At 60.7% G+C, this 16,811-nt stretch carries 15 protein-coding genes; 10 read left to right on the top strand and 5 right to left on the bottom strand.

Annotation, left to right across the window (positions count from 1 at the left end; all coding sequences use genetic code 11):
- Window positions 1-2: 2 nt before the first annotated feature.
- The 3 genes from ACR0K5_RS20625 (at window position 3) to ACR0K5_RS20615 (ending at window position 3,342) form a co-directional block, all read left to right on the top strand.
- Window positions 3-746: a polysaccharide deacetylase family protein gene (locus tag ACR0K5_RS20625; protein ID WP_480631421.1), complete on the top strand. Its 744-nt coding sequence runs from the start codon at window positions 3-5 to the stop codon at window positions 744-746.
- A 76-nt stretch (window positions 747-822) separates the two neighbouring features.
- A complete protein-coding gene (locus tag ACR0K5_RS20620; RefSeq protein ID WP_480631420.1) occupies window positions 823-1,794 on the top strand; it encodes an NAD-dependent epimerase/dehydratase family protein in 972 nt (323 codons plus the stop codon).
- A gap of 18 nt (window positions 1,795-1,812) precedes the next feature.
- Window positions 1,813-3,342 carry a GMC oxidoreductase gene (locus ACR0K5_RS20615; protein ID WP_480631419.1) on the top strand — a complete coding sequence of 510 codons (1,530 nt, stop codon included), beginning with the start codon at window positions 1,813-1,815 and terminating at the stop codon, window positions 3,340-3,342.
- Window positions 3,343-3,438: 96 nt separating this feature from the next.
- Here ACR0K5_RS20615 and ACR0K5_RS20610 read toward each other — a convergent pair whose 3' ends face one another.
- Window positions 3,439-4,482 (bottom strand): formylglycine-generating enzyme family protein, encoded by a 1,044-nt coding sequence (locus ACR0K5_RS20610; RefSeq protein WP_480631418.1) that lies wholly within the window; start codon window positions 4,480-4,482, stop codon window positions 3,439-3,441.
- 55 nt (window positions 4,483-4,537) lie between these two features.
- Window positions 4,538-5,857, bottom strand: coding sequence for a glycosyltransferase family 4 protein (locus ACR0K5_RS20605; RefSeq protein WP_480631417.1), 1,320 nt, complete (start codon window positions 5,855-5,857; stop codon window positions 4,538-4,540).
- 220 nt (window positions 5,858-6,077) lie between these two features.
- Here ACR0K5_RS20605 and ACR0K5_RS20600 point away from each other — a divergent pair, with 220 nt between their 5' ends.
- Window positions 6,078-7,220, top strand: coding sequence for a glycosyltransferase family 4 protein (locus ACR0K5_RS20600; protein WP_480631416.1), 1,143 nt, complete (start codon window positions 6,078-6,080; stop codon window positions 7,218-7,220).
- 7 nt (window positions 7,221-7,227) lie between these two features.
- Here ACR0K5_RS20600 and ACR0K5_RS20595 read toward each other — a convergent pair whose 3' ends face one another.
- Complete coding sequence (locus ACR0K5_RS20595; protein WP_480631415.1) at window positions 7,228-8,148, bottom strand: glycosyltransferase family 2 protein; 921 nt, start codon at window positions 8,146-8,148, stop codon at window positions 7,228-7,230.
- Window positions 8,148-9,200 carry a Gfo/Idh/MocA family protein gene (locus ACR0K5_RS20590; RefSeq protein ID WP_480631414.1) on the bottom strand — a complete coding sequence of 351 codons (1,053 nt, stop codon included), beginning with the start codon at window positions 9,198-9,200 and terminating at the stop codon, window positions 8,148-8,150. The genes ACR0K5_RS20595 and ACR0K5_RS20590 overlap by 1 nt, the downstream gene beginning before the upstream one ends.
- A gap of 160 nt (window positions 9,201-9,360) precedes the next feature.
- Here ACR0K5_RS20590 and ACR0K5_RS20585 point away from each other — a divergent pair, with 160 nt between their 5' ends.
- From ACR0K5_RS20585 to ACR0K5_RS20560, 6 genes are all read left to right on the top strand, one after another.
- Window positions 9,361-10,446, top strand: a complete 1,086-nt coding sequence (locus ACR0K5_RS20585; RefSeq protein ID WP_480631413.1) for an NAD-dependent epimerase/dehydratase family protein — start codon at window positions 9,361-9,363, stop codon at window positions 10,444-10,446.
- Between the two features lie 44 nt (window positions 10,447-10,490).
- On the top strand, window positions 10,491-11,666 hold the full coding sequence (locus tag ACR0K5_RS20580; RefSeq protein ID WP_480631412.1) for a glycosyltransferase family 4 protein: 1,176 nt from the start codon (window positions 10,491-10,493) through the stop codon (window positions 11,664-11,666).
- Between the two features lie 221 nt (window positions 11,667-11,887).
- A complete protein-coding gene (locus tag ACR0K5_RS20575) occupies window positions 11,888-13,258 on the top strand; it encodes a nucleotide sugar dehydrogenase (RefSeq protein WP_480631411.1) in 1,371 nt (456 codons plus the stop codon).
- Between the two features lie 104 nt (window positions 13,259-13,362).
- Entirely contained in the window at window positions 13,363-14,799 is a 1,437-nt protein-coding gene (locus ACR0K5_RS20570; RefSeq protein WP_480631410.1) for a UbiA family prenyltransferase, read from the top strand.
- A gap of 43 nt (window positions 14,800-14,842) precedes the next feature.
- Entirely contained in the window at window positions 14,843-15,199 is a 357-nt protein-coding gene (locus tag ACR0K5_RS20565) for a DMT family transporter (RefSeq protein ID WP_480631409.1), read from the top strand.
- A 320-nt stretch (window positions 15,200-15,519) separates the two neighbouring features.
- Window positions 15,520-15,723 carry a hypothetical protein gene (locus tag ACR0K5_RS20560; RefSeq protein ID WP_480631408.1) on the top strand — a complete coding sequence of 68 codons (204 nt, stop codon included), beginning with the start codon at window positions 15,520-15,522 and terminating at the stop codon, window positions 15,721-15,723.
- 4 nt (window positions 15,724-15,727) lie between these two features.
- Here ACR0K5_RS20560 and ACR0K5_RS20555 read toward each other — a convergent pair whose 3' ends face one another.
- Window positions 15,728-16,735, bottom strand: coding sequence for a replication initiator protein A (locus ACR0K5_RS20555; protein WP_480631407.1), 1,008 nt, complete (start codon window positions 16,733-16,735; stop codon window positions 15,728-15,730).
- Window positions 16,736-16,811 lie beyond the last annotated feature (76 nt).

Here is a 16,811-nt window from a genome sequence, read left to right as displayed (position 1 = left end):
CCATGCCCGCCTGGCAGGCCGATATCCTGATGTATCATTCGATCTCGGATGCGCCGGGGCCGACCTCGATTGCACCCGAGGTGTTCAAGGCGCAGATGCAGGCGCTGGCGGACTCAGGTCTGCCAGTGGTGACACCGGATGCGCTGACCAACCCGCCTGCCCCCCGCGTGGTCATCATCAGTTTCGATGACGGGTTTGAAGATTTCGACGACACCGCCTGGCCGATCCTGCGCGATTACGGCTTCTGCCCGATCGTCTATTTGCCCTCGGGCCTGATGGGCGGCAGCGACAGCTGGGCCGGGGGCAATATCCCTGCCCGCCCGCTGATGGGCTGGGACAGGGTCGAGACGCTGGCAGCAGAAGGGGTCAGCTTTGGCGCACATAGTGTCAGCCACCCCGATCTGTCGACGCTGGATGCGCTCATGCTGGAAGAGGAAGTCAGCGGATCCGGTCAGGATATTGCCGCCCGGCTTGGTCAACCCGTCCGGCATTTCGCCCCGCCCTATGGCGCGTCGAACCCGAATGTACGCGCACAGATTGCACAGCATTACGACACCTCGGTCGGCACCCGTCTGGGCGTGGCCGGTCCGCAGGATGACATCTACGATCTGCCCCGGCTCGAGATGTTCTATTTCAACGACCTCGCCCGATGGCAGGCACATCTGGCCGGGCGCGGCGGGCCTTACCTTACAGCGCGCAAAATGCTGCGCGGGGTGCGCGCGATGGTCCGGGGGAAATCATGGTAGGCACATCGGACTCTGCCCTTGGCTGTGGCCGGGGCGTCTGTGAAATTGGTTCTTAGAAAGTGACTGGTACAAACACATGCATATTCTGATTACCGGCGGGGCCGGGTTCATAGGGTCCCATCTGACCGAACGGCTGATCGCCGAGGGGCATCGGGTCACGATCCTCGATGATCTGTCGACCGGGCTGATGTCCAATCTGGCCTCTGTCGCGGACCACCCGAACTTCACCTTTGTCAAAGGCAGTATTCTGGACCGCCAGTTGGCCGCCGATCTGGTCGCCCCGGCGGATGTGGTGTTTCATCTGGCCGCCGCCGTGGGCGTCAAGCTGATCATGGATGAACCCAGCCGCTCGATCCTGACCAATGTGGCAGGCACCGAGAATGTGCTGGACGCGGCGCTGGTCAACAAAACGCATACCTTCATCGCCTCAAGTTCCGAGGTCTATGGCAAAAGCACCAATTTCCCGTTTCAGGAAGAGGGCGATCTGACCATCGGCGCCACCCGCAACCTGCGCTGGTCCTATGCCTGCGCCAAGACGCTGGACGAGTTTCTGGCGTTGGCCCATGCGCGCGAATCCAACCTGCCGGTCACAGTGCTGCGGTTCTTCAACACCACCGGCCCGCGCCAGACCGGGCGTTACGGCATGGTGCTGCCGAATTTCGTGAAATCCGCGCTGGAGGGCGCGCCGCTGGTGGTCCACGGCACCGGTGAGCAATCGCGCTGCTTCGGCCATGTGGCCGATGTGGTCGAAGCCATGTGCCGCCTGATGACCCTGCAGGAAGCACGCAGTGACGTGTTCAATGTCGGCACCGATCAGGAGGTCACGATCCGGCAACTGGCCGAGCAGGTGATCCGCACAACCGGGTCCAGTTCTGAAATCCAATGCGTGCCCTACGACACGGTTTACCCCGAAGGGTTCGAGGATATGCAGCGCCGCTTGCCCGATGTCTCGAAACTGGAACGCGTCACCGGGTTCCGCCCGATGCGGTCGCTGCAGCAGATCATCGACGACATTGTCGCCGAAATGAAACGGCCGGTTTCCGCGTGACCGGTCGGGTCCTGCCTCGTGACTGATCTGGTCATCGGATCGGGGCCGTCGGGCGTATCCGTAGCCACGGCGCTTCTGAATCGGGGCCGTCAGGTTACGATGCTGGACGGGGGCCGCAGGCTCGAGGCCCCGGCGCAGGAACGGCGCGACCGTCTGGCCGCCTCAGACCCCGATACCTGGACCGCTGGTGATGTGCAGGGCTGGCAGGCCCCGCAATTCGAAACGCCGCCCGGTCAGGTGCGCCGGTTCGGTTCGGATTTCGCCATGGTGCCGGGAGATGAAACACTAACGTCACCGGATCGGATCGGATTGCGCGCCTCGCACGCGGCTGGCGGGTTGTCCAACCTCTGGGGCTCGGCTGTTCTGCCCAACCGCGCTGCAGACATTACTGACTGGCCCCTGACGACCGGGGATCTGGCCCCGCATTACCGCGCCGTCGCGCAGTTTCTTCCGATCAGCGGGCGGCAGGACGCCTTGCAGGACCTGTTCCCCGCCCTGTCGATGCAGGACCGGGTGCCGCTGAACCCGTCGGCGCAGGCGCAGCAAATGTTGCAGCGACTGGAGCATCAAAAAACCGGTCTGTCAGACCTGAGCGCCCATGTCGGGCAGGCTCGTCTGGCTGTTGAGCCCGACTGCCAGTATTGCGGTCAGTGCCTGCATGGATGCCCGTGGGGATACATCTACTCCGCCGGAAAAACGCTGGACGCATTGCGTCACCACGCGGGTTTTCAATACCGCACCGGCCTTGCCCGCCGGTTCGAGGAACAGTCGGGCCACGTCACGGTAACGCTGGAGGATGGCGAGACCCTGCAAGCGACACGCATCTTTGTGGCCGCAGGCGTTCTGGAAACGGCGCGTCTGATGCTCACGTCGTCACCTGACCCGACCGCCGGTCTGCAATTGCAGGACAGCCAGCATTTCTTTCTGCCCAGCCTGCACCGCTGGCGCACGCCGCGCCGCCCGGATCGCAGGCCCTATCACACCCTGCCGCAGATTTTCATCGAACTGGACGACCCCAAGGTTTCACCCCATCTGGTGCACGCGCAGGTCTATACCTGGAACGAATTCTACGCCCATGACCTGATCAGCAGTTACGGCGCGAAACTGCCGGGATCGGCCCCTTTATGGAGGTTGATGGCGCGGCGGCTGATCGTGGCGCAGACGTTTCTGCATTCGGCCCATTCCGCCCGGATCGGTCTGAAGCTGGCCGCGGATGGGCGGCTTGTCCCGACCGTGCAGAGTAATGACGAAACTGAAAAGGTCATGGCGCGCGCCACGACACGCATGGCACAGGTCCTGAAACTGGCGGGGCTTACACCGCTAAGCTTCGCCCGCCGTCCGGGCGATGTAGGGTCCAGCTTTCACGTGGGCGGCTCGGTCCCCATGGCCAAAGCGCCCGGTGCGGGGCAATCCGACATCCTTGGGCGACCGCATGGTCTGTCGCGGGTGCATCTTGTCGATGCCTCGAGCCTGCCCAGCATTCCGGCCACAACCATCACCTTTTCGGTCATGGCCAATGCCCATCGGATTGGATCGCTGACCCCTTAAAGCGCTTTGCGTTTGATTTGAATCGAAATACGCTGCCTCTCCCTTCGGTCGAACGCGCATTTCGATAGAACTGCCTCAGATAAAACGCAAAACGCCTTAGTTCATCTCGCGGACAAGACGAAAGGCATGGCCATAGCCACGATTGTAGTGATGCGGTCCGACCCGAAACCCGGATCGACTCTGCCAGTCCTGTGAATACGATCCTCCACCCCGCATGGCCCGGAATTCACATTCGTCCAGCACATAGGCAGAGCCGTCGATCTTCACGGGATCATGATAGGATTCATAACAATCCTCGACCCACTCAAAACCGTTGCCATGCATGTCGTAAAGCCCGAAATCATTGGGCGGATGCAGGCCCACCGGTGCCATCGTGCGCTCGGGCCATATGGAAGAGCAATTGATGCAGACCGCATTGTTCTTCCCCACCTCATTACCCCATGGAAACCGCGTCACGGATCCGGCCCGGGCGGCGTATTCCCATTCTGCGTCCGTTGGCAAACGGTAGGTGTGCCCTGTCTTGGCGCTCAGATAAGCGGCATAGGCTTTTGCATCGCTCCATTCGGTCGGCGTCATGGGCTGGTCGTCGCGATAGCCAGGCTCCACTTCAGGAAAATACGGCTCGCGCCCGGTGATCGCGAACCAGTCCGGATCTTCCTGTGCCTTTTTCCATTGCCCATACGTGATCTCATAGCGGGAAAAGGCCAACGGGCGCGGGATGCGCACCAGATGCCTTGGGCCTTCCCGGTTGGCGTGTTTTAGCTGTTTTCTGAAGGGCTTATAAATAAACAAATGCGCATAACGCCCCCTTTCAAAGATTGGAGAACCAAGCAGAAAGTAGCCTGCAGGAACCTCGACCAGCTCCGGACATTCCGCGCAATCCCGAAAGATATGACCGGGTTTAACCAGATGGTATCCGGGTTGATGCAATGGAAGGAATTGAGCCGTTACAAAAAGCGCACCATGTTGCAGACGTGACAGATCGGGTTCAGGCAATTGTTCCTGCGCGTCGGTCACCCGCATGGTGAACTCAAGATCACGCAGTGCCGTGTTCGCTTTCACGAACAGTAAAAAGCACACGATCAATATCACGAAGACTACCAACACCCCGGACAACATGATCCAAAACAGCCGCAGCATCCATCGGGCAACTCGCCCGAGAAACGAGCCCCTCGATAACTTGGAAGGCGTTCTCTCAGATTTCATTGAAGATTCCTCCCTGAGCACCTTGGATTCTGGCGGAGGCTTGATGTGTGGCTCCAACCTCGAAAGCACCAACCTCTAATGCCTGAGCCAGCGCGTGGTTACCCTTCGTATGCGCCGCACATGCCAGTGCTGCGCCATAGGCTTCAAGCACCGAGGTCTCGTGCCAGATATCCAGAAACGCCTTACGCGCGGCAGTCCCCTGCCCTTCGCGCCGGTCGGGTTGATGTTGCAGGTCGCGCATTGCGGTGATCAGGTCGTCCTCGGTTTCAAACAGCGACCCGCCGCCTGCGCGTTCGACAATCTCAGGGAACGGGCCCAGCCGCCGGGCGATCACCGGCGTGCCCAGCCGGAAGCTTTCGATCAGGATGATGCCGAAGGTTTCATAACACACGGACGGTACGATCAGACCGATGGCCCCGCGGTAATAGGCGTTGAGCTCTTCCAGCGTCTTGCGGCCCAGAAACTTGATCCGGTCATTGCCTGCGGCCTGTTTTTTCAACTCATCCGCATAATCCCCGTCTCCAAGGATCAACAGATCGGCATCGGGATAGCGGTCAAAGGCCGGGAACACGTCTTGCAACCCTTTGATCTTTTCCAGCCGCCCGACAAACAGGAAATAGGGGCGCTCATGCGCTGCCGGTTCCGGCAGGGCACTCTGATCCAGATCGGGCAGAAAATAGGGCAGCACCTGCATGTCCTGGCGCAGGCCGAATTCGCGGTGCTTGGCGCGGCTGAATTCGCTTTTGGCGATGATCAGGTCCATATGATCCAGCGCCCGGTCCAGCGCCCCGGTATAGCGCCACAGCTGCGGCGGGCGTTTGTAGTTCAGCGCACAGCGCAGGCATTGACGGCCATCGCACAGCTCGCGCCCATGCCGCCACAGCACATGGGTGGGGCAGACCAGCCAGTGCTCATGCGCCTCATAGACCTTCAGCCCCTCACCCATCGCCAGCAGACCCGGCCCGCCGATCAGCGAGGTGTTGTTGTGCCAGATGATATCCGGCTGCCGCTCAGCCAGAATCTGGCGGATGCGGGCGGCGTGCACCACGGGTCGGCCAAGCTGCTGGGTCAGCAGGTTCGACATCATGCCGTTGCGGCTGCGCAATCCGATCCGCCGCACGCCGTCGGGCTCACCCTCAGGCTGGGGTTTGCCGCCGAGGATCAGATAGCTGTCCTCGTCATGCACCACCGTCACGTCATGGCCGCGCGCCACCAGCGCGCGGGCCATGCGCTGAATGCCCACGGCATCGCCACCAAAGGAATAGGGCGGGTAAAATGTGGTGAACATCAAAATGCGCAAAGACTGCATGCGGATCCGTACCGGGCTACTAATAACTATACGGTATGAAACACGATCCCCGCGACAATCGAAAGACACAAGCTATGCGGGCCGCCGGTTCACACCCGGTGTTGCGGACATGCTGCAAACAGGTGCGGGTTGCGACATGCCATGATCACGGCATGGGCAAACAGGGCACGCATGGTATGATCGGTAAATAGTTCAGAAATTTGGCCCGAACCCGCTTCCGATGCAGATCAATCCCCCCTCAGACCCTCTTCATGTTGTCGAAATGGGCACCCAGTTCGGGATGGGCGGCATCACCCGGCATATCCTGGGCCTGAGCGATTGGCTGCAGGCGCGCAACCACCGCATCACGCTGGCGGGAACCGCCGATATCTGGGGCGGGCCTGACCAGCAGCCGGATTTCCTTGACCTGCCCACCCGCTATGTCGCGGGCGATGGGGGCAGCATCATCAACCGGCTGCGCCATACGGCAAGTGCCGCCTGGCGGTTGCGGCGCTGGCTGGCGGACAATCCCGCCGATCTGATCCATTGCCATGAATCCGCCCCCGCACTGGTCGCTAATCTGGCCCGCACCGGGCGGCAAATCCCGGTGGCCGTCACCTATCACGGGTCGGAACCCGAACGGATTGCCGCCTTTGGCCGGATTGCCGCGAAATGCGATCTGGTGATCACGCCCAGCCATCGGTCCGCCGAGGATCTGGCCACCATCGGCAATGTGCCGCGCGACAAGCTGAAGGTGATCGGTCTGGGCGTCTCCCCGCCCCCGGACGACAACGCGGAGGACGTCGCCGAATTGCGGGCCGAGCTGCTTGGGAATGGCGACCGGCTGATTGTCACGCTGGCCCGCCTGTTACCGCAAAAGGGGATCGACATCCTGATCGACTGCGTCGCACGGATGAAAGAGACGCATCCCGGTTATCGCTTCGTCGTCGCCGGAGACGGGCCGGACGAGGCACAGCTACACGCGCTGGCGCGGGACAAGGGGCTTGGCGAACATCTGCAGTTCATTGGCCGCACCGATAAGCCGATCCGGCTGTTGCGGGCGGCGGACCTATTCCTGCTGACCTCACGGTGGGAGGCCCTGCCCTTCACTATCGCCGAGACGTTTCAGGCCGGAACCCCCGCCGTGGCCACCGCCTGTTCCGGCGTGGTCGAACTGATCGACGACAGCGTGGGCGCGGTGGTGTCCATCGGCGATATCGATGCGATCTGCGCGGCAGTTGAGGATGTCCTGTCTGATGAAGGGCGCCGCCAAACATTGGCGGAAAACGCCCTGCAACGCAGCCGCGAGGACCGGTTCGATCCGGATTGGGTGCACCGCCAGTTCGAAAAAACCTATTACGATCTGGCGGGTCGCCAAAAGTGACGGCAGATCAGGGGCGTTTGGTGATGTAGCCCCAGACCTCACCCAGCGTCCACGCCGTCGACAGCAGCATGACGTAAGGCAATGCCTTGAGATAGCGCAGGCCCCGACCCTTGCTGGCCTGCAGCTTATAGTGACGCACCCAGAGCAGCGGCGGGATCAGCGGACCGGCCAGGATCAGCATCAGCCGCTTTGCGTTGCTTTGATTGCGCACCCGGATTTCACCGAACAGACGGCCCCAGTCGAACCGTTCGGGCAGCAATTCGCGGAAGGTTGCCTTAGGCCGGTGATGATGCACAACCACCTCGTTCGACAGCCACAGCTGTTCCCCCTGTTCGATCAGATACCAGTGTACGATCGGCTCGTGATAGCGGTCCTTCCACAGGTGCTGCGTTTCATCCAGCGCCTTGCGGCTGTAGGTCAGGTTCACATCCGAGACCCAGTCGGCGGGGCCGGTGTCGAACGGTCGTCCGTAGCGGCCAAAATCGGTGACGTAAAAGGCCCAGTTCAGCGGGCTGACCGGCTCCAGGCATTCGATTGCGCCGCCGATCACGTTCTTTCCGGTCTCCGCATACAGACGCACGATGGTGCGCGCCCAGTCGGATTGCGGCAGGCCGCGGTCTTCGAGAATACCGATGATGTCACCCGTGGCCGCAGCCAGACCTGCCGAGCGGCGGCGATCATAGAGTTCGTGCTTGCCCGCCTCGGACGTGATCGGACGGATCGGCTCGATCACGCCAAGGTCCAGAAACCGCACTTCGGGATAGTCCTCGGCATATTGGGCAACATCGGCAACGCTGGCGTCATAGGGAATGATCACATCCAGCGGCGGCGGGTCGTCGAAACTGCGCACCGCTTCCAAAAAATCCCGCACATAGCTACCGCCTTGCACGATGGTCAGAACGATGGAAAGAGTCGGATCGCTGCTCATCAGATTTTCATGTCCCCAAGATTTTCCAGTTCAACCGGCTGGCCGCTGCGCGTGCTTTCCGGCACAGCGGCGGCGATCTCGACCGCGCGCAGGCCGGCATGGCCATCGGCGCAGTTCAGTCCTGTCTCGCCCCGGGTCAGCCGGATGAAATCAGCCAGCTCTTCGCCAAAGGACTGAATCGCCGTCGATTTCCAGGATTTCAGCTTCTCGCGCACCATGATTTCCGGGTAGAATTTACGCACCTTTTTGGGCGCACCACCGGGCTTGTCCATGGTGATGACAAGGTTCTGCATCGGCGCATAGGCCCCGCGCACCATGCCGCGCGAGCCATAGACCTCGATCACGCTCTGATAGCCTTTCCAGTCATTCCAGCAGGCTTGATAGATCGCCGGAATGCCGTCCGGATTCTTGAAGATCGCCATCGCGTTATCCTCGGACCCCGGCACGTTCCAGACTTTGTTCGTGGCCACGCCGTAAACGCTGGTGATCTCACCCAGAATGAAACGCGCCATGTCGGTCATGTGAATGCCGACATCCCACAGGGCACCGCCGCCTGAGAATTCAGCCTGATATTCCCAGTCATGGGTGAAATGGCCCAGCCCGTCATGACCGCCATAGACGCGGACATGGTCGATCTCGCCGATCTTGCCCGATGCCGCGACCTCTTTCACATGCGCGAAGGACGGGTAGTAGCGCATGTTGAACCCGGCCCCCAGGGCCTTACCTGCCTTTTTCGCCGCATCGACAATCCGTCTTGCGCCTTCGACCGTCGGGGCCAGCGGCTTTTCAGTCAGCACATGCAGCCCTTCCTCGAAGGCCCGCACGCACAGCGGTTCGCGCACATGGGCGGGGGTCGAGATCACCACCGCATCCATCGGTGTGGTAAAGAACCGGTCGAGATCGGTAAAGGCCGGGGCCCCGTCGGCCACGGCCACAGCCCGGTGAAATTCCAGATCCAGAGCCGCCGCCAATTCGGCGTCAGGCGACTCGTGAATGTTCTGAACCCGCATCTGGCCGATCTTTCCGGCCGCCCCGATCACACCGATCTTCATAAAATTCCTCTTTAACAATCACGGGTGCGCAACTGGGTTACACCCGGCATCTCTAACAACAATTCATCTGCAAGCGGAGTAGCATAGGCTCTGCCTCCACGCTAGGTTTCTGAAAGACAGCGCTTGCCAAAACAGCGGAATCGAAGAGGGGCCTAAAACCGTGAACGTCGCCGGATCGGAACACCTGAAGGACAAGCCCGTCTTCGTGACCGGGGCGACTGGCTTTATCGGCAAACGGCTTGTCCCGGCCCTATTGGACTCTGGCGCCAAGGTCACCGCCCTGCTGCGCAGCCGCCACGGCGCGAGGGCGCTTGAGGCGATGGGCGCGCATGTGGTGACGGGTTCGCTTGGCGACAGGAGCGCGTTGGAAGCCGCCCTGCGCGGTCAGGACGTGCTGTTTCATCTGGCCTATGACATGCGCGCGCCTGCGGCTGACAATCTCGAAGCCTTCGATGCGCTCAGACAGGCAGCTGAGACCGCAAGCGTAGGGCGGATCGTCCATATCAGCTCCATCGTTGTCTATGACGGCTGGCCACAGGAGAACCTGACCGAGGACAGCCCGCTGTCCCAGACCGGGGGCACGCCGTATAGCCGGGCCAAATTGGCGATGGAACAGTCTCTGATACAGGGGAATTGCCTGGTCGCGATCCTGCAACCGACGCTGGTTTATGGTCCCGGCAGCATGCTGTGGACCGACCGGCTGGCCGATTGGATGGCAGCAGGCAGCGTGGTGTTGCCGGACCCCGAAGGGCGGTGCAATGCGGTCTTCGTCGACGATCTGGTTCAGGCCATGCTGCGTGCCGCCGTGCTGGACGGGTTGGGGCAAGAGCGGTTCATCATTTCAGGCGCGACCCCTTTTTCATGGTCGGATTTGCTGACCGGCTATGCGGGCATCATCGATCGGGGCACAGTTCGCCATGCGCCAATCGCCGATCTTGCGGCCCGGCTACCACAACAGGAACCGGGCGAGATCCCCGATACACCGCCGCTGGCCGCCCGGATCAGCGCCGCCGCGCGGGGCTGGGTTGGCCGGGAACGGTTCGAGGCACTGGTGCAAACGGTCAAACGACGGCTGCCACAGCAGGATGAGGTTTACCCGGATCGCTATATGCTCGATCTGTTCTCGACCACCGGTCAGTGTCAGATCGACCATGCCCGCGCCAGACTGGGCTACGCCCCGGAATATGACCTTGAGGCCGGGCTGGCCGCTACCCGCGACTATCTGCGCGCCAGATACGGAAAATAGTTTGTTTGTAATCAGTTACCACATGTTATCAGGGATAAAGACATTTGACCCATATCGCCATTGACGCCACCCCCTGGGACAACGAACGCGGCTTTGGCCGGTTCACCCGCAATCTGGTCGCCGCTCTGGCCGCGCGCGATACCGGCTTTCGCTATACGCTTCTGTTCGATCAGGAGCCGACGCGACCGGTGCCCGATGGGGTCGAAATCCGCGTTGCAGGGTCTGAATTGTCGATGTCCGAAGCCTCATCCGGGGCCAAGGCCCGGGGCGGGGCCGATCTGCTGACAATGGCCAAGGCGGCACGGCGCATCGATTGCGATGTCTTCTTTTACCCGGCCGTCTATTCCTACTTCCCCCTGCCCGCCCGGCGCCCGACGGTGGTGTGTTATCACGACACGATCCCCGAACGCTTTCCCGACCTGATCTTTCCCAAAAAACTGAATTTCCGGCTATGGCAGGCCAAATGCTGGCTGGCCAAGATGCAGGCAACGCGGGTGATGACGATCTCGGAGGCATCGGCCAACGACCTGACGCGTATCCTGCGCATTTCCCGCGACCGGATCGACACGATCACCGAAGGGGCCGAGGCCATTTTCCAGCCGATTGACGATAATTCGACTCTAATACAGGCTAGGCAGGCCTATGACATCCCGCCTGACGCGCCGCTACTGGTCTATCTGGGCGGGTTCAACCGGCACAAGAACGTGCTGCGGCTGATCGAGGCGATGCCTGAAATCCTGAAAAAGGTGCCGGACACGCGTCTGGCCATTGTTGGGCGCACCACTGGCGCACGGTTCTGGGACAATATCGAAGACCTCAAAGCCAGCGCCGCCGCTGATGTGACCCGATCTGAGAGCATCGTCTTCACTGGCGAGATCGATGACCCGGAACTGGCCGCCCTGCTCAACGCTGCCGATGCACTGGTCTTCCCCTCGCTGTGGGAAGGGTTCGGCCTGCCCGCGCTCGAGGCGATGTCCTGCGGCACGCCGGTTCTGTCCTCGGATCGCGGCAGCCTGCCGGAAGTGGTGGGCGATGGCGGGCTGTATTTCGACCCTCTGTCCAGCCAGGCTCTGGCCGATCAGGCCATCCGCCTGCTGAGCGAGCCGGGCCTGCAAACCGAGCTGTCGCAAAAGGCGCTGGCTCAGGCCACGGGCTTTAGCTGGGACAAGGGCGCGGAACTGGCCGAGGCGTCGTTTCGGCAGGCGTTGCGCCCGAAATGATAAAAATTTACCCGGTTTGGCTTTGTCAGAAACCCCTCAACAATGCTGCCGTGACTCAAAAATTGAGCCCTTTTGGGAAACACGGTACTGCAGTCTCGAACCGGGCAGACAAATATGTTGGATTCGCACCCGTTCCGCCCTATCCGTGGATGACGTTCGGAAATTTCGGCGGCCATACCGCGAATTGATTTCAGTCTGACTTTGTACGATCAGGATAGATTATGAACTACGAAACCTCGCACCATCAGTCCCTCAGACAGCTTATCGCGGCGCGCGATGCGCGGGTTGCTGTGGTCGGGCTGGGCTATGTCGGCCTGCCACTGGCGTTGACCGCCTATGACGAGGGGTTCGATACCACCGGTGTTGATCTGAACCCCGACCGGGTGGCGCGGATCAATCAGGGTGCTCAGGTCATCTCGTATCTGGCATCCGACCGGATCGCGCAGGCAGTGGGCAGCGGCAGGTTCCGTGCGACGCAGGATGCCGCAGCGCTGGCCGGGGCCGATGTCATCCTGATCTGCGTGCCAACCCCGCTGACCGATGCACAAGACCCGGACATGCGCTTTGTCACTGCTGCCGCCCAAACCATCGCGCAGCATCTGCGCCCCGGTCAGATGGTGGTATTGGAAAGCAGCGTCTGGCCCGGTGCCACGACAACGCTGGTTCAGCCGATCCTTGAGGCGGGCGGTCTGCGGGCAGGCAGTGACTTCTTCCTGGCCTTCTCGCCGGAACGCGAAGACCCCGGCAATGACAAGTTCGACACGCATAGCATCCCGAAAGTGGTGGGCGCGGACGACTCGCTGTCCCTGCAACTGGTCGAGGACTTTTATCGCGCCATTGTCACCAGTGCGGTTCCGGTCAGCTCGGCTGCCACAGCCGAGGCGGTGAAACTGGTCGAAAACAGTTTCAGGACCGTCAACATCGCCCTGGTCAACGAGTTGAAGACCGCGCTTGAGGCGATGGATGTGGATGTCTGGGAAGTGATTGAGGCCGCGGCCACCAAGCCCTTTGGCTTCATGCCCTTCTATCCCGGCCCCGGTATCGGCGGGGCCTGTATACCGGTGTCACCCGCCTATCTGGCCTGGCGCGCGGCGGATGCGGGATCAGACACCCCGATCATCAACCTGGCGCGGTCAAGCAACGATGCCGTGCCGTCGATGCTGGCCGCACGGATAGCGGCGGAACTGGCGGCTCGCAACGGCTCGGCTTTGGCGGAGACCGGACAACCCCTGACCGGGCAGCGTATCCTGCTGATGGGCATCGCCTATAAGCGCGATGTCGAAGACACCCGCCGCAGCCCCGCGCTGGTGCTGCTGGACGAGTTGGAGAAACTGGGGGCCCAGGTCGACTATCACGATCCCTATTTCCCCAGCCTGCCCGAAGGCGGCGAATTCCCCCAGCTTGCGGGCCGGTCCTCTCAACCGCTGACGGCAGAGACCCTGAAACGCTATGCGGCGGTGGCCGTGATTACCGACCACAGCGCCCCGGATTACGCTCTGGTCGCGCGCGAAGCGACGCTGGTCTTTGACACCCGCAATGTCTTTGAAAAAGCAGGGATTACCGTGACCGGGGGCAGGCTCGTCAAGCTCTGAACAGATCTGGCCTGCGCAACACGACCGACATTTTCAGAACAGATATAAGGTTAATAAAATAACGTACTTTCAATGATGTAACCATCAGAAGTAGAATTCCAGTAATGAGTGACAAGCCCGAGAAAATTTTTGTTGATCTGGACGGGACGCTGATCAGAACTGATCTTTTTGTCGAGGCGATCCTCCAGTTCCTGAAGAGCAATCCGCTGAATATCTTCTCCGTCATCCTGTGGCTGTTCAAAGGTATTCCCTACGCCAAAGAGCGGATCGCGCAATCGGTCAATCTTGAGGCCGAAGCGCTGCCGTTCGAACCCTCGCTTCTTGAATATCTGAAACAGCAGAAAGCGGATGGCAGGCAGTTGGTGCTCGCCACAGCTTCGCACCGCATTTATGCCGATAAGGTTGCCGCGCATCTGGGGATATTCGACTCGGTTCTGGCAACGGATGCCGATCACAATCTGAAAGGGTCCAACAAACTGGTCGCCATACGCGATGCCGCCGGGGATGAGGCCTTTGCATATGCCGGAGACAGCACAGCCGACAGTCCTATCTGGGCCGCCTCTGCGTCGGGCATATTCGTCAATGCGCCAAAATCCGATGTGGCAGCGGCGCAGACGGCGGGCACGGCCGAGAAAATCATCACATCGCGCCCGCCGCTGTGGCAGGCCTTTGTCAAATCCATGCGGCCCCATCAATACGCGAAGAACGCCCTGATTTTTGCGCCGATCTTCACCTCGCAGCAGTATTTGCCCTTCTCATCGGTTCTTGCGTCTTTGCTGGCCTTTATCTGCTTCAGCCTCTGCGCATCGGGAGTGTATTTCCTGAACGATCTGGTCGATCTGGCCGCTGATCGCCGGCACAGCAGCAAACGCTACCGCCCGCTGCCATCCGGCGATTTGTCCCTGCATGCAGGCGTTGTCGGAGCCATCGCCCTGCCCCTTACCGCCTTTGCCCTGACACTGGCCTTCCTGCCGCCTGTCTTTGCGGTTGTGCTAATCGCCTATCTGATCATCACCATGGCTTATTCCTTCTGGCTCAAGCAGATCGCAACAGCGGATGTCATGGTACTGGCCTCGCTTTACACACTGCGCGTCATTGCCGGGTCTGCGGCTACCGGCATCGTCCTGTCGTCCTGGTTTCTGGCGTTCTCGATGTTCGTCTTTGTCAGCCTCGGCTATCTGAAGCGCTATATCGAGGTGGCGGCAGCGCCGGAAGAAGACGGCAATGTCCATGGCCGGGATTATTCCTATGCCGACAGTGAAACCATGTTCAGCCTGGGCGTGGCCAATATCACCGCAGCCGTCGTCATTCTGGCGCTTTATATCAACAGCCCCGAGGTGAAAGAGATTTACCGGACCCCGGAAATCCTGTGGCTGCTGTGTTTGCTGCTGCTCTATTGGGGCAACCGCATCTGGGTTGGGGCCCGGCGCGGGCGGGTTGCCGACGACCCGGTTCTGTACGCCCTGCGCGACAGGATCAGCCTTATGGTCGGTGCGGCCTTTGTGCTGGTCACTCTGGCCGCCAAATATCTGGTCCTTTGATCAAGGCTCCGGTCTGCAGATCTGAACACGAAGGAGAACACCTATGTCGCTATACTGGTCTGCCCTGCTGGTTGCGGTCTGCGCGAACATTTGCACCAACGTCTCGTTCAAGCTGGCCGTACAGCAGCTTTCAGGACCGTTCGACATTCGCGCCCTTATCGCCTCGCCCTGGGCATGGGCCGGTCTGATCAGCGGGTTGCTGCTGCTGAGCAGCTTCATCGTCGCCATCCGCGGCCTTGAACTGAGCATCGCCTACCCCGCCGTCACGGGCCTGGCGATGGTGGGCATTCTGGTCGTTGGTTACTTTCTGTTCTCAGAGACCCTGAACCTGCAGAAAATCGCGGGTATCGGGCTTGTCATCGCTGGTGTCTTCGTCCTGTCTCAGGTCAAACAGGTCTGACCGGCAAAGTTTACCCCACGTCACCGTGCGCAGGCGGAGATTTGCACGTTTCGGCGGCCTTTTCGATCACGCATTGCTCGTGTAACAATTTTACGAAACAATTCGTGCAGGCATTCTGATGCCTCAATAATACGTAGTTTCGAGCGAGTACTGGGGCAGTGCCCCGTCGGGTATCCAATAACCAAATTTTAACCCCTGGTGGTTCAAAGTTTTGCCATGATTCCGTGCCGGAATTGTAAGTGGGTATCTGCCCATGGCATGGCTGCCGCCCACCTGGGATCGCGCTAAGGCCAAGGCCATAACCTGGAGGGCTTGGAAGAATGCTGGGAATTATTGGATTAGCTGTCCTTGTCGGCCTCGGCGCTGGTGGGATGGCTTTGGTCTCCGGTTATTCCATCCTGATGGCATTGGGGTTCTACGCCCTGGCCGGCTGGCTGATCATCGCAGCGGCCATCCTTGTGGCCTGCACCGCCCGGTCGATGAAAACACGCACGCAGAAACAGGGCCACGTCTACACAGGCTGACCCGTCAGTCCCGCCCCGCCACCCGCTTGGCCACATATCCCAAAAACGCCCGATGCGGGTTTCTGATCTGCGGACGCCCTGATGCGGCCCAATAGGCCAGCCAGTCCGCCTCCAACGCATAGACATCGCGGCCCGGTGCCATTGCTCTGGCCTCTTCCAGCGCCTCTGACGGCAGGATCGGCTTGTCCGGTCCCTCGACCACTTGCCCGCGGCGGGAAAACCGGATCAGATCGCCCGGCTCTTCGGTCATCTCGTAATCCGGCAGATGATCGGCGGCAATCATGTCCCGGATCATCTTGCGAAAAACCCGCCGGGGTGAGGCCGAGCCGGATTTCTTCAGCAGCACCTCGACCGAAATCCGCCATTCGGGCTGACGTCCGCAATGTTTGCGCGCCAGTTCATAGATGCGCCGTTCCAGCGGTTTGCGCAGGCGAAAGTAGTCGCGGCTGAGGGTCAGCACCGATTTCGCCAGAACCGCGCGGAACAGCCAGTCGGACAGTTTGACGCTGACGCTGACCATCCGGCCCGCCCGGGTGCGGCGGACAATTTCCCAGCTTTCGATCAGGCCGAAACCGGTGGTGGTTTCCTTCTCGCCCGTGACGATGTTGGTGGTGATCCGGGTTCCGGCCAGCCGCTCGAATGCCTCGCGCAGGCGCTTGTAGCCGTCACCGCTGGTCTCGCGGTTGGTGGCCACCATCAGATCGTGCGCGGTAAGATGCAGCACCTGGCTGACTGTCCGGCCCGCATTGATCGCCGCCATCAGCTGGCTGATGCAAAAGATCAGGATATCCTTATCATGGATCGTCGCCAGCCCCCGCACCGAGGGCGTCACCGTGATCTCGACCCCGTTATGTTCGTAATTGAGGATCCGACGATCCGGCCGGGTCGACAGCGAAAACATGGGATGCTCCATCGAACCCATATCTGTCTTGGGCAGCGCATCGAAGATATCGCATACAAAAAAATCGCCCGTTGGGTGCCGGTCAGGCAACAACGCCCCTGACCCGCTCATACTGCCCTGCCCATATGTCCTGCCCGAATCTTTGTTCGTGGTTTTATTGACGCTCACCGTAGAGTTATCCACAGGA

It is taken from the genome of Ruegeria sp. AB9 (genome assembly GCF_056542585.1).
Note: the sequence above shows the minus strand (reverse complement) of the source record. Positions and strands in the feature narration are given on the sequence as shown.

What these genes read in the sequence shown, in the direction of transcription:
- ACR0K5_RS20625 (WP_480631421.1), top strand. Translation starts at nt 3, where the DNA reads ATGCCCGCCTGGCAGGCCGATATCCTGATGTATCATTCGATCTCGGAT.
- ACR0K5_RS20620 (WP_480631420.1), top strand. Translation starts at nt 823, where the DNA reads ATGCATATTCTGATTACCGGCGGGGCCGGGTTCATAGGGTCCCATCTG.
- ACR0K5_RS20610 (WP_480631418.1), bottom strand. Translation starts at nt 4,482, where the DNA reads ATGCTGCGGCTGTTTTGGATCATGTTGTCCGGGGTGTTGGTAGTCTTC.
- ACR0K5_RS20605 (WP_480631417.1), bottom strand. Translation starts at nt 5,857, where the DNA reads ATGCAGTCTTTGCGCATTTTGATGTTCACCACATTTTACCCGCCCTAT.
- ACR0K5_RS20600 (WP_480631416.1), top strand. Translation starts at nt 6,078, where the DNA reads ATGCAGATCAATCCCCCCTCAGACCCTCTTCATGTTGTCGAAATGGGC.
- ACR0K5_RS20595 (WP_480631415.1), bottom strand. Translation starts at nt 8,148, where the DNA reads ATGAGCAGCGATCCGACTCTTTCCATCGTTCTGACCATCGTGCAAGGC.
- ACR0K5_RS20590 (WP_480631414.1), bottom strand. Translation starts at nt 9,200, where the DNA reads ATGAAGATCGGTGTGATCGGGGCGGCCGGAAAGATCGGCCAGATGCGG.
- ACR0K5_RS20575 (WP_480631411.1), top strand. Translation starts at nt 11,888, where the DNA reads ATGAACTACGAAACCTCGCACCATCAGTCCCTCAGACAGCTTATCGCG.
- ACR0K5_RS20570 (WP_480631410.1), top strand. Translation starts at nt 13,363, where the DNA reads ATGAGTGACAAGCCCGAGAAAATTTTTGTTGATCTGGACGGGACGCTG.
- ACR0K5_RS20565 (WP_480631409.1), top strand. Translation starts at nt 14,843, where the DNA reads ATGTCGCTATACTGGTCTGCCCTGCTGGTTGCGGTCTGCGCGAACATT.
- ACR0K5_RS20560 (WP_480631408.1), top strand. Translation starts at nt 15,520, where the DNA reads ATGCTGGGAATTATTGGATTAGCTGTCCTTGTCGGCCTCGGCGCTGGT.
- ACR0K5_RS20555 (WP_480631407.1), bottom strand. Translation starts at nt 16,735, where the DNA reads ATGAGCGGGTCAGGGGCGTTGTTGCCTGACCGGCACCCAACGGGCGAT.